Annotated in this window: 11 protein-coding genes and 3 pseudogenes; 3 read left to right on the forward strand and 11 right to left on the reverse strand. The window is 56.4% G+C overall.

What is annotated here, in order from left to right; all coding sequences use genetic code 11:
* Window positions 1–794 precede the first annotated feature (794 nt).
* The 9 genes and pseudogenes from E2F50_RS22645 to E2F50_RS22685 form a co-directional block, all read right to left on the reverse strand.
* A pseudogene (locus tag E2F50_RS22645) lies at window positions 795–1,275 on the reverse strand (transposase domain-containing protein); the annotation flags it as partial.
* Window positions 1,275–1,556: pseudogene (locus E2F50_RS22650) on the reverse strand (type II 3-dehydroquinate dehydratase); the annotation flags it as partial. The pseudogenes E2F50_RS22645 and E2F50_RS22650, both read right to left, overlap by 1 nt.
* Window positions 1,557–1,576: 20 nt before the next feature.
* On the reverse strand, window positions 1,577–2,623 hold the full coding sequence (locus E2F50_RS22655; RefSeq protein WP_133318457.1) for a Gfo/Idh/MocA family protein: 1,047 nt from the start codon (window positions 2,621–2,623) through the stop codon (window positions 1,577–1,579).
* Between the two features lie 27 nt (window positions 2,624–2,650).
* Complete coding sequence (locus E2F50_RS22660) at window positions 2,651–3,478, reverse strand: shikimate dehydrogenase family protein (protein ID WP_133318458.1); 828 nt, start codon at window positions 3,476–3,478, stop codon at window positions 2,651–2,653.
* Between the two features lie 53 nt (window positions 3,479–3,531).
* Entirely contained in the window at window positions 3,532–4,263 is a 732-nt protein-coding gene (locus E2F50_RS22665) for an amino acid ABC transporter ATP-binding protein (RefSeq protein ID WP_133318467.1), read from the reverse strand.
* Between the two features lie 88 nt (window positions 4,264–4,351).
* Window positions 4,352–4,993 carry an amino acid ABC transporter permease gene (locus E2F50_RS22670; protein WP_133318459.1) on the reverse strand — a complete coding sequence of 214 codons (642 nt, stop codon included), beginning with the start codon at window positions 4,991–4,993 and terminating at the stop codon, window positions 4,352–4,354.
* Between the two features lie 9 nt (window positions 4,994–5,002).
* Window positions 5,003–5,671 (reverse strand): amino acid ABC transporter permease, encoded by a 669-nt coding sequence (locus tag E2F50_RS22675; protein ID WP_133318460.1) that lies wholly within the window; start codon window positions 5,669–5,671, stop codon window positions 5,003–5,005.
* A gap of 8 nt (window positions 5,672–5,679) precedes the next feature.
* Window positions 5,680–6,144 carry a type II 3-dehydroquinate dehydratase gene (gene aroQ / locus E2F50_RS22680; RefSeq protein ID WP_133318461.1) on the reverse strand — a complete coding sequence of 155 codons (465 nt, stop codon included), beginning with the start codon at window positions 6,142–6,144 and terminating at the stop codon, window positions 5,680–5,682.
* Between the two features lie 109 nt (window positions 6,145–6,253).
* Window positions 6,254–7,084, reverse strand: a complete 831-nt coding sequence (locus tag E2F50_RS22685; RefSeq protein WP_133318462.1) for a transporter substrate-binding domain-containing protein — start codon at window positions 7,082–7,084, stop codon at window positions 6,254–6,256.
* 192 nt (window positions 7,085–7,276) lie between these two features.
* On the opposite strand from E2F50_RS22685, the gene E2F50_RS22690 reads away from it, so the two are divergent.
* The 3 genes from E2F50_RS22690 (at window position 7,277) to E2F50_RS22700 (ending at window position 10,637) form a co-directional block, all read left to right on the forward strand.
* The gene (locus E2F50_RS22690) at window positions 7,277–9,166 is read left to right on the forward strand and encodes a bifunctional sugar phosphate isomerase/epimerase/4-hydroxyphenylpyruvate dioxygenase family protein (RefSeq protein ID WP_133318463.1); all 1,890 of its coding nucleotides are present in this window, start codon (window positions 7,277–7,279) and stop codon (window positions 9,164–9,166) included.
* Window positions 9,167–9,251: 85 nt separating this feature from the next.
* Window positions 9,252–9,923, forward strand: a complete 672-nt coding sequence (locus E2F50_RS22695) for a GntR family transcriptional regulator (protein WP_133318464.1) — start codon at window positions 9,252–9,254, stop codon at window positions 9,921–9,923.
* Window positions 9,924–10,637, forward strand: coding sequence for a GntR family transcriptional regulator (locus E2F50_RS22700; protein WP_133318465.1), 714 nt, complete (start codon window positions 9,924–9,926; stop codon window positions 10,635–10,637).
* A gap of 181 nt (window positions 10,638–10,818) precedes the next feature.
* Here the strand turns inward: E2F50_RS22700 and E2F50_RS23500 are convergent.
* Both E2F50_RS23500 and E2F50_RS22710 read right to left on the reverse strand, forming a co-directional pair.
* Window positions 10,819–11,032: pseudogene (locus tag E2F50_RS23500) on the reverse strand (hypothetical protein); the annotation flags it as partial.
* A 132-nt stretch (window positions 11,033–11,164) separates the two neighbouring features.
* The gene (locus E2F50_RS22710) at window positions 11,165–11,650 is read right to left on the reverse strand and encodes a hypothetical protein (RefSeq protein WP_133318466.1); all 486 of its coding nucleotides are present in this window, start codon (window positions 11,648–11,650) and stop codon (window positions 11,165–11,167) included.
* Window positions 11,651–11,960 lie beyond the last annotated feature (310 nt).

Raw genomic sequence — 11,960 nt, forward strand, 5'->3', positions numbered from 1 at the left:
TCCTGCCCCCGCAACCAACAAAACTTACAACGCTTTCCAATCAGCCTCCGCATCAGTGAGTATGGCACGGAAACGCGCCAGAAAATCCAGCTTCTCATTGTTATCCTTGAACTCACCCGCCCTCACACGGCGGGCGTAGTCGTTTGTGGCCGTTCATCCAGACCGGCGCTGTAGTCCTGAAACGCCTGCATGGAGGCGAGGATGGATACCAGGCGCAGGACGATCGTCAGGTCAGCGGACTTGCCATCGGCAGCCGGTTCTCTCGTTGCTTATGCAATATTGCTCTGGGCAACAGCGTACCCAATTGTTATGCCTCGGGGCGGTGATGGGTAAAACAGCTGTGATTAGAGAAAAAGCGTCGATCTAGCCGTCGCTAAAGTTGCTGAAGTTATTTTAGGCATGGCAAAGCCATCTCTCTGGGAAGCCAACCGTCACGCGCTAGAAGCTATCGCAAAGAGATGGGATATGCAGTCGCCCAAGTCCGATGGATCGGATAATCCTTCTCGTGAATCGCAAGTTTCACCGCTGACTGATCTTCCCTTCGACTTTGATCGGCAACCGCGATCTCATTAACATCACGTGGGCCGTAGGACAAATCCATCAACCAAGCCTCGACGATCTGATCGTGGATTTTCCCTATAAGTTGGACACCAGTCCATTTGGTACTACGATAGTTTCAACGGAATGGTGACAATAGCTTATTTGATCAACGATCTGTACCGCTCCCGGGTTCACCGGAGAGCCTTTGGTTTAAGTTATGCGGCCAGGGCTGGCGCGTCCAGCATGGAGTAGTATCATTCTTCGGCCTCGGCTGGCGGTATGTTGCCGATGGGCTCCAGAAGGCGGCGGTTGTTGAACCGATTTACCTATTCCAGCGTTGCGAACTCCACGGCCTCGAAGTTGCACCACCATGGTCCTCGTCTGTGGATGACCTCAGCCTTGGAAAGATCATTGATTGTTTCGGCGAGAGCGTTGTCATAGCTATCGCCGACACTTCGGACAGGTGGCTCGATGCACGCCTCCGCCAGCCGTTCGGAATAGCGAATGGACACATGTTGCGAGCCGCGGTCGGAATGGTGAACCAGCGTGCCACTGTGAACAGGCCGCCGATCATGAAGTGCCTAATCGAAGGCATTGAGCAAGAAGCCCGCATGAGCAGCTCGGCTAGTCCACCAACCGACGATCCGGCGCATAGAACTGCCGGTTTACCCGGTCGAGCGGACAAGACGCGGTCCTGTCGCTGATCGTCGTGCGGATCGGTTTGCCGCGAATGAGAAAGTGTTGAGCGCGTCGAGAATGGCGACCGAATTATGAGTGAAGGCTGCGGGATTGAGTACAATTCCTTGTGCAGCTTCCCGCGCCTCATGAATCCAGTCGATGATCTCGTATTCTCGGTTGCTCTGGTGAAACCGAGTCTCTCGGCCGAGTTCGGTGGCGAGAGAACCGCAAATCCTCTCGAGGTCCTCCAGGGTCTCATAGCCGTAGATATGCGGCTGCCGCTTCCCGAGCAGGTTCAGGTTCGGCCCGTTAAGGATATAATTATGTTCATAACGCAATCTCGCTTTCTAGTCTTGGTTCACTGCAGCATTTCCTCGATTGTAACGACGCGGCGCTCTTGTCCAGCCTTTGCGATTGCCAAGATTGTCGCGAGCGTCATCATGCCGTCGCCTGCTGAAACTATTGGCTCAGCCTTGCCCTCCACGACATCAGCAAAGTGGTTGAGCTGGTTCTCGTAGGCGCGGCTGCCGTCTAGGGTGACGTGCTGGCGCAGGAGCGGGTGCTGCCAGTGACCTTCATCCGTCTCATGCTTCCAAAGATCCATCAAGGGCAAAGAGAGTGAGGCTTTCGTGCCGGCAAAGACATAAGCGTTTTCGGGCTGGTGCGGAAAATAAAGCGCCTGACCGGCAGCCGTGTCCCAATTATAAGGGGAGACGGCAGTATCGCTCATAAGGAGCGTGCCAAGCGCGCCGCTTGCAAACCTCACGCTGACGCTTGCAGTATCCTCTACTTCGAACGCCCGCACGGCATTGGAGGAAAAGGCCATCACGCTCTCGATGTCGCCGCAGATGAAGCGCAAACAATCGATGTCGTGAATAAGGTTGATGAGCAGTGGCCCACCGCCTGCTTTGCTTCGCCATGCCGCGTTGAAATAGTCATTGGGCTTGTCAGTCATCCACAAGGCATTGACAGCGACGAGACGGCCAAGCGCCCCATCGCGAACGAGCTGCCGGGCTTTGGCGATGTCGGGACTATGTCGACGCTGGTGCCCCACCAGAACAGGAACTCCAAAACGCTGGACGGCCTCTGTCAGACGCATGGCGGCTTCAAGAGTGTCTGCGACTGGCTTTTCTACCAGGCTGGGGATTCCCCGCGAGATACAAGCCAAGGCCGCGTCAGCATGCAGCGCGTTCGGTAAAGCAATGATTGCACCGTCCGGCTTGATGGCGTCCAGCATGTCGACGATGTCGGAGAAGCAGCGGACGCCGTGTTCCGCAGCAAAAGCCTTTCCGACCTCGGAAACGTCAGCGATTGCCGCCAGTTCGACACGGCTGTTTGCTTGGATGAGATTTGCATGCTCGCGGCCGATCAGTCCGGCTCCCATCACGGCGAGCTTCAGCGTCATGAATGTTCCTCCTCCGGGTCCTGCAGCTCAGACGCGGGCGATGCTACGAAGGTGATCAGGGGTCGTTGTCGGAAAACCGAAGAATTCCAGATAGGCGGGGATCTGTTCAAACAGCATGTCGACGCCGATCTGGAACTCGCAGCCACGAGCCCGGACAGCGGCGAGAAAAGGAGTGATGTCCTGTTTCAGGACGACTTCGCCGACGAAGGCCGAGGATCTTATCCGCTGTACGTCGAAAGGGAGCAAGTCATCATCATGCATACCCAGCGGGGTTGCGTTGACAACGATATCGTAGCCCTCCGGGTCAGTCTCACCCGTAACGACCTGAAGTTTAGGGTAGTGGGTGCGAAGCCGTTCCGCCAGGTCGTTCATCATCGGCGGGTAGGCGTCATTGAGAGCGAGTTCGGCAATCCCGGCCTGAGCAAGCGAGGCCGCTATTGCAGATCCCACTCCGCCGGCACCGGCGATAATGGCACGCTTGCCCTCGATCGCACGTCCGCGACGACGGACGCCGCGCACGAATCCCTCGCCGTCGAACATATCCCCCACAAGCCGACCGTCACCTCCCAGCCGCACCGCATTGCAGGCGCCAGCAACCGAGGCCTTCTTCGAGACATTGTCCAGCATGCCGACCGTGACGATCTTGTGTGGCATCGTAATCAGAGCGCCGTGGATGTTAGACAGCTTAAATATCAGCCTTAGGAAGGCTGGATAGTCCTCGGCTCGACAGCCCATTGGAACAACCGCCGCATCTATCCCGCTTTCTTCAAAATAAGGGTTGTAAATCAGCGGCGCCTTGAAGGTATGAGTCGGGTAGCCGATATGCGCTATGATTTTGGAATTGCCGTTAATCATCGGCCTTCACCTTCCATGAGACAGTCTGGCGGCAGCCAACGGAGCAGCCCCAGTCAATGGCGTCCGAGGATTTCGCCAAGGAATTTACGCGTGCGTTCGTGCTTGGGATCGGAGAAGAACTCGGCCGGTGGCGCCTGCTCGACTACGGCGCCGCTTGCCATGAAGATGACGCGGTCGGCAACCTGTCGCGCAAAGCCCATTTCGTGGGTGACGCAGATCATCGTCATGCCTTCTTCGGCGAGTGCGATCATAGTATCCAGCACTTCCTTGACCATCTCCGGGTCGAGGGCGGAGGTAGGCTCGTCGAACAGCATGACCTGCGGCCGCATGCAGAGCGCTCGGGCAATCGCCACGCGCTGTTGCTGACCACCAGAAAGCTGAGCTGGATACTTGTCCGCCTGTTCGCTGATCCTGACCCGCTCAAGAAGTTGTCGCGCGCGGCTTTCAGCCTCTACTTTCGAGAGCCTCAACGCACGCATCGGGGCGAGCATGCAGTTTTCCAGAACGGTGAGATGCGGAAAAAGATTGAACTGCTGGAAGACCATGCCGACTTCACGTCGGACGGCATCGATGCTCTTCGCCTGGTGGCCCAGCACGATATCGCCCACCCGGATTTCGCCTTTCTGGTAAGTCTCAAGGTGGTTGATACAACGAATGAGCGTGGACTTGCCGCTACCCGACGGACCACACAAAACAATTTTCTCGCCCTTGCCCACGGAGATGTTGATGTCCTTCAGCGCCTGGAAGGCCCCATACCACTTGTCGACGCCGGCCATGCTGATCATGGCCTGCCCCTCAGGTTTGCTGCTCGAGATTTCGTTCATAAAGGGAGCTCCGAATGGTTGTCGCCACAAGCAGGAGAGCGGAGGTCGCTTACCTTGCCTGGGCTGCGAACTTACGTTCGAGGTGGGCGCCGTAGATCGTCAGAGGGCAGCACATGATGAAGTAGAGAATGCCCACGATCCCAAAGACGGTCAGCGGCTGGAAGATCTGGTTGGAAATGATGTTGCCCGCGCGAGTGAGTTCGGTGAAGCCTACAATGGAGGCTAGTGAGGTGCCCTTGATGAGCTGCACGAGAAAGCCGATGGTGGCGGGAAGGGATATCCGCAGCGCTTGCGGCAGGATAATATCCTTCATCCGGGATGAGTAGCTGAGAGCAAGAGCCTTGGAGGCTTCTGTTTGTCCCTGCGGAACAGCTTCGATCGCTCCACGCCAGATCTCGCCCAGGTAGGCACTGGCATGCAATGTGAGGCCGACGGCAACGGCCAACCAAGCGTCAACCTTGATGCCGATCAGCGCAAGACCGTAGTACACCACGAACAACTGCATCAGGAGGGGCGTTCCTTGGAACACGGCAATATAGCCGGCAGTCAGACCTTCCACCACCCGCACGCCGGACGTGCGCGCGAGCGCGATGAAGAGCCCTGCAATACACCCGCAGACGAAGCCCACGATTGATAGGGCTATGGTCCATTTGAGGCCTATGAGTAGGAAGATGATTTCATCGCGACCCATAATCGTCCCTCACTTGACCGGATAAGCAAAATACCGGGCCGAGAAGAACGCGAATAGACGCATCATCAGCCAGGAAATAACGAGGTAGAAAACCGTTACGGTGAAGTAGACTTCGAAGCTTCGGAAGCTGTCGGACTCGATCCGCTGGGACACCGATGTCAGTTCATACGCAGATATGGCCGACGCAATGCTCGTCGTCAGAGTCAACAGCACGAACTGGCTCGTCAACGACGGGAAGATCGCTCGCAGCGCCGGCTTAAGGATGATCAGGCGAAACACCTGCGCCTTGTGCAGGCCGAGAGCCAGTCCGGCCTCCATCTGTCCCTTCGAAATCGATTGTACGCCGCCGCGAATGATTTCGATCGCATAGGCGCCACCGTTGATGCCGAGCGCAATGATTGCGGTGGGAGTGGGGTCAAGCCGAACCCCTATCAAGGGCAGCGCGAAGTAGATGAAAAAGATTTGGACCAGGAACGGCGTGTTGCGGATCAGCTCCACGAAACCGATGACCAGCCAGCGCACTGGAGCCAATGTCGACTGGCGGAGCACGACGCCGCCGATGCCGATGATGACTGCAAGTATCATCCCGCAGATTGCCAGGGTGAACGTGCCAAGGCAGGCAGCCAGCAGGTTTGGCAAGCCTTCGATGACCGGCGCAAAATCAAGCGTATAGTTCATATCAGCTCCTAGGAGGTCTTCTCGGAGAGTTCCAAGGCCCTCACCATGTCGGCAATCGCCTGGATGGCCAGCTCATAGCCTCGCGCGCCGAAGCCGATCATGATTCCCGTGGCAACGCGGGAGATGAGCGAGTTGTGATAGATGCTTTCACGAGCGTGAACATTGGAGATGTGCAGTTCGATTTTCGGCCCATCGAACATTTTGAGCGCGTCAAGAAGGGCAATGGACGTAAAGGTGTAGCCCGCCGGGTTGATGACAATTCCGCATGCCTGTTTGCGGGCCTGATGGACCGATTCAACCAGCTCCCCTTCAAAATTGGTCTGACGAAAGTCGATCTGAAACCCGAGATCTGCAGCCTGCGATAGGCAGTTCTCGTGAATGTCGTTCAACGTGGTGTTGCCGTAGATGGCAGGCTCGCGTTCGCCCAGCAGGTTTAAGTTGGGCCCGTTCAGCACAAATATCGTCTTGCTCATGGTGGTGCTCCGAATCAGATGCCTCGCACGCGAAACGGCGCGGGCGCACTTTGCCGTCGCCGGATTTCCCGACGGCGGCAAAGTCTGTCACAGTGAAGGGATCCGGGCTTTATTTTGCCGCGAATGGAATACCTTCGAGACTCTCGGGAAACGCAGGAACCGGCACCTTCATCCACTTGTCGTAGATCGTCTTCAATTCGCCGTTCGCCTTGATCTTGTCGATGAACGCGTTGAGCGCGCCATTAAGCTCCTTCTCACCAAGGCGCGTGCAGGCGCCGTTGTAAAGCTTCTGGAACTCGAGCTTGTTTTCGAACTTGCCTGGAGCTGCCTTTTCGACTCGATCCAAGTAGAAGATGTTGCCGCCAAGCGCATCTGTTTGACCGGAAATCAATGCTTGCACGCTGGCCGCGTCGCCGTCGTAACGGCGGATGGTGGCGGAGGCCGGTGCGTTCTTTGTCACCTGCGTATCCTGAGCGGCGCCCTTGGCCACCGAAATCGTCATGTTCGCCATATCTTCGTTGGTCTTGATCGACTTGTCCTTCGGACCGATCAGGACGATGGCGTTGGCGTTATAAGGTTTCGAAAATTGTACCGCCTTCGCGCGATCGGGTAGCATTGCCATTGTGGCGAAGAGGACGTCCACGCGACCGGACGTCAGTGCCGGAATGCGGTTGTTGACTTCGAGCGGCACAAATTCGACGTCGACTCCGAGCTCTTTTGCAAACAGCGTGCCCATATCGGCATCAAATCCATCTTGCTTGCCACCACTGGTGACGAACCCCCACGGCGGATTGTCCCCTTGAATGCCGACGACGAGCTTGCCCTTCGCCTTGATCTCTTCCGGCGTAATGGCTGCAGCTGATCCCGCAAATGACATGGCTACCAAGAGAGCGGTAGCTCCCAGTAGAGTCCGACGACGCTTCAACTCGATCCCAAACATATCGCTCCTCCTAAAGCTGACTAAGCAGCACTCCCGTTGCTGACGCGATAGAACTGCCACGGAGCGAAGGCGTGATCAACACATAATTGCAAAAATGTATGATAAAATGCGTTTCAACATTGACTTCCCACTGGTGGTGATGGAAGCCATAGCAGACGGAAGTCAACGCGGATCTGTAGAGGAGGAGCGCCCATGAAGACTTCAATCGCAACTGTATCGATCAGCGGAGAACTGCCGGAGAAGCTCGAGGCTATTGCGGCCGCAGGGTTTGACGGCGTTGAAATCTTCGAGAACGACTTCCTTGCCTTCGACGGAAGTCCCCGAGATGTTGGGCGAATGGCACGCGATCTCGGACTGGAGATCACTCTATTCCAACCCTTCAGAGATTTCGAAGGGATGCCGGAAGCGCTGCGGCAGCGAACCTTCGATCGGGCGGAGCGCAAGTTCGATGTCATGCAGGAACTGGGAACAGACCTCGTACTTGTCTGCTCCAACGTTTCCCCAGCGGCGCTCGGCGGTATCGATCGCGCCGCCAATGACTTTCGCGAGCTTGGCGATCGGGCAGTAAAACGCGGGCTGCGTGTCGGATATGAGGCACTTGCCTGGGGGCGCCATATCAACGATCACCGCGATGCATGGGAAATCGTGCGTCGTGCAGATCACCCGAACGTCGGTCTGATCCTCGACAGCTTCCACAGCCTGTCCCGCAAGATCGAGGTCAACTCGATCCGGTCGATCCCGAGGGACAAGATCTTCATCGTCCAACTTGCGGACGCGCCGCTGATCGACATGGATCTGCTGTACTGGTCCAGACACTTCCGCAATATGCCGGGGGAGGGTGACCTTCCCGTCACGGCTTTCACTGCTGCCATCGCCGAGACCGGATATGACGGCTATTTCTCGCTCGAGATCTTCAACGACCAGTTCCGCGGCGGCTCCACCAGATCGATTGCGGCAGATGGCCACCGCTCGCTGATCTACCTTGGCGATCAGGTGCGACGCCTCCCGAATGCTGAACGGCTAACCGTTCCCGTCATGCCGGATCGGGCGAAGGTAGATGGCGTAGCTTTTGTCGAGTTTTCTGCGGACAAGGCGGGTTCTCAGGAACTCGTTGCCATTCTCAAGACGCTTGGGTTCAAGAAAACAAAATCCCACCGAACCAAGAATGTCGACTTTTTCGAGCAAGGGGATATCCGTCTGATCGTCAACACGGAGCAAGAGGGCTTTGCCAACACGTCGTTCGCTGTACACGGTACCTCTGCCTATGCCCTGGCTCTGACGGTCGACGACGCTCGAAACGCCCTTTCCCGAGCTTTGGCACTGGGCGCAGAACAGTTCGTCCAGCCGGTGGCGGAAGGGGAGGTTCAAATCCCCGCCATCCGGGGCGTCGGCGGCGGGCTGGTCTACTTTATCGACAAGAGCAGCGATCTCGGCCGCTTTTCCGAGATCGACTTCTTGCCGGTCGAAACGGAGGAGCGGATCACCAAGGCCCATCTTGTGCGGGTCGATCACATTGCACAGACTGTGGCCTATGACGAGATGCTCACCTGGCTACTCTTCTACACGTCCATATTCGACACGCATAAGACGCCTATGGTCGACATCATCGACCCGTCCGGGGTGGTGCGCAGCCAGGTGGTAGAAAACGATAACGGTGCCCTTCGGATCACCATGAACGGGGCGGAAAACCGCCGCACGCTGGCGGGGCACTTCATTGCTGAGACGTTCGGATCGGGCGTGCAGCATTTGGCTTTCGCAACGTCGAATATCTTCGCGACGGCGCAGGCTTTGCGGGAAAACGGCTTCCAGCCGCTTCCGATCACGGCCAACTACTATGGTGACGTCGAAGCGCGTTTCGGTCTTGATCCCGCGCTGACCGAGCGCCTCAAAGCAGAGAACATTCTCTACGACAGGGACGAGCACGGCGAGTATTTTCAACTCTATAGCGGCACGTTCGGCGAAGGGTTCTTCTTTGAGATCGTCCAGCGGCAAGGTTATAAAGGCTATGGCGCTCCCAACGCCATATTCCGCATCGCCGCGCTGAAAAAGCAGATGCGGCCGGAGGGTGTTCCGGCCAGCTAAGCGACTTGTTCTAATCCATAGTCGAGCCGTTGAACTAGATCCTGCTTCTGTTAAATACGACGATCCTTTAATATCGAGAACGTCCGTGGTTCCCAAGGTCCCTGCAGAATCGGTTGCCGAGAGCAGCTACAGACGTATCAGGACCGATATCATTTTCGGCCGGTTACCGCCGGCTCAGAAATTGAGGCTGGACAGCTTGAAGGAGACCTATGGGACAAGCGTGAGTACGCTTCGGGAGATCCTGAACCGGTTGTCTTCGGACGGTCTCGTTGTTGCAGAGGGTCAACGGGGATTTGAAGTGGCTTCCATCTCGGAAGCGGACTTGCGGGAAATAGCTGCTCTTCGGCTGTTGCTGGAAACCCATGCGCTTCAACAGTCGTTCGAGCATGGCGGCGTTGACTGGGAAGCGCGTCTGGTTTCGGCCCATTACAAGCTCGCTCGCATGGAGGGCGTAATGGCCAGTGGGGATACCAGCCAGGCGGAAAACTGGAAGCGTTACGACTGGGAGTTCCATCAGGCGCTGATCTCGGCCTGCGGCTCTAAGCTGCTGATGGACACCCATTCCAATGTTTTCGACAAATACCTCCGCTACCAGATGGTCGCCTTGTCCTATCGAGGCGACATCGCTGCAAAGGAACACCAGCAACTGCTGGAAGCGGCGTTGAAGCGGGACGAAACGACAGCAAAGGCCATCCTCGTGAAACACATCCAGGGTGGTCTCGAACATGCCTTGGCGCGTAACCGACTGGATAAGTAGATGTTGATCCGGGCGCGAGACCAGGCGGTGAATCCAGATGACACTTGGCTACGTTCTGGCGAAGCAGGCGAAACGATCAGCGACGTTGTTTTCCGGCAGGTGAGGGCGGACATTATCGCGGGAGTGCTTGCGCCAGGCAGTAAGATAAAGCTGGAGCAGGCAAAGGAACGCTACTCTATCAGCGTGTCATCCCTGCGGGAAATCCTTAGCCGTTTGGCGGCCGAAAACCTTGTTAAAGCTGAAGGCCAAAAGGGCTTCGAGGTTAGTCCGGCTTCAGAGCAGGAATTGCTCGAGTTAGCCGATCTACGGATCTTACTAGAAACTCATGCGATGGAACTTTCATTTGCAACAGGAGACCTGGAGTGGGAGGGCCGCATCGTTGCCGCTCGCCATAAATTGGAGGCAGCCGAGCGGGCGCTTCTGTCGGGGGATGCCTCTCGTACAATCGATTGGGTTCATTACGACTGGCAATTCCACCGCTCGATCGTCTCCGCCTGTAATTCCACGACCCTCATGAGTAATCTCTCATCTGTCTTCGACCGCTTTTTGCGTTACCATCTGCTGGCGAAAAGTTTCCGAGGTACGGCTGTTGCCGACGATCACAAGTTGCTTTTTGAGCTAGCATTGGCGAGGGATGTTCAACAAACGCAGCGGGTTATCCGCCAGCATGTGATGAGTGGCGTCGAGCATGTCCTTAAAGAAACTTGTTTCTGATGATCGTGCCGGACTGCCGGCACCCCTCGGCCAGAATCTATCCAACCGGCTAAGAAGTGCCCGCTCCGACAGCATTCGACGGTGATGATCGGTTTACCTTTCCCTGCGAACGTGCGGCGGTCGATAAAGCGGCGCTCACGTTGTTGCGATAAGGCACACCTCGCTAAGGCCAAGAAGCGGGTCATTTTAAGGAATAGGCGATGACGTAATCGCCCCGTTCCTGCGACTGGCGTGCGCCGCCTGCCGAAATCAGCACATATTGCTTGCCTGCTTTGGTGACTTGTAGGTCATCGGTCCGCCCTGGCTACCGACCGGCAGCCGCGCCTTCCAGACTTCCTTACCGGTCGCCGTATCGAAGGTGCCAGGTAATAATCCTGGGTGACGGCGATGAATACCTCATCTCTTCAGCGGCATTTGCTCAATTGCCGGCTTCGATTTCAAGACCCTGTGCTACTGCATCGATCGCCGGTCATAATCTACCAAAATCATCCACGTCAGCAGCTGCGAACAAGACGACGCTTAGACCGCTAAGAGCTATACCCAGGTACGTGGCGAACTTTTTTCCGCCGTGGCGGGATATTGACCTCACCCTCGTAACTGCCGCTCACGATGCGTCCTGACACTCCCGCAATTGTGCCCGGTTTCTTATTCTCAATGTGACCATTCAGGAAACGGCTCGGATCGGTAATGTGGTGGATTGCCTCTTCTTTAAGCTCTTGCAGATTTGGAACCAGCTGCGACTCGTATGATCGTGATTCGGGCTGAATGTGCTCCGGATCGATTGCCTTTGGTCCGACGGTGAGAGAGACCGCGAGACCGGTTGCATTCGCGCTAATGTGAAATGGTGGCACCGCCTCGACGCGGAAGAACAACGCTGCGGTCTGTTCATTCTGTGTTGCTGGGGCATCCAGTCTGACAGATCCCATCATTTTCTCGACACTGGCCTCAAGTCTGTTGACTCCGAACGACAGGGCAATCACGAGCATTGTCTGCTCGCGAAGAAAAATTCCCATCCACTTTCCCGATGGCCTTGGATGCCGTTGATCAGCAGCATTTCGCCGCTATCTGCTGCAGCTAGTGATTTGACCTGTTGCAAAACGATGCCCTGTGTGGCGAACAAAAGGGGCTAGCTCCTTGTCGGGATTGCGTGATGCATCTTCGAACTGCAGGTATGCAGCGGAAAAACCGACAAGCGTCTGAGGAGAATTCGGAGGATGCGGATTTAATCCACCAGCCCCTCATCTTGAGGGTTGACCAAGGAGGCGAGGGAGCTATCTTTCAACCCGAACATGACGTGCATACTCCTGCACCAGTCGGTTTCCG

Source organism: Rhizobium deserti, from assembly GCF_004358025.1.
GTDB classification, from domain to species: Bacteria; Pseudomonadota; Alphaproteobacteria; order Rhizobiales; family Rhizobiaceae; genus Neorhizobium; species Neorhizobium deserti.